1 pseudogene is annotated in these 211 nt (G+C 34.1%); it reads left to right on the forward strand.

The features are described 5' to 3' along the window. Nucleotides 1-211: pseudogene (locus V6252_RS13555) on the forward strand (hypothetical protein); the annotation flags it as partial.

Here is a 211-nt window from a genome sequence, read left to right on the forward strand (position 1 = left end):
AAAATGTATTATTCATTGCCTTTGCAATGCCAGATGAGCGTCAACGCGTCTTTTTAAAAGGACAGTCTTTAAGTCCTCGTGCTACTTATGAATTTATTGATATGTCGGTAAAAGAACCTTACGATAAAGAATGGAATATGAGAGTTCGTACTCGTATAAAAAGATGTGATGGAGTAATAGTTTTAGTTAGCGAAAACTCATTGAATTCAGA

This window comes from Psychrobacter proteolyticus, assembly GCF_038155145.1.
GTDB lineage: Bacteria > Pseudomonadota > Gammaproteobacteria > Pseudomonadales > Moraxellaceae > Psychrobacter > Psychrobacter proteolyticus_B.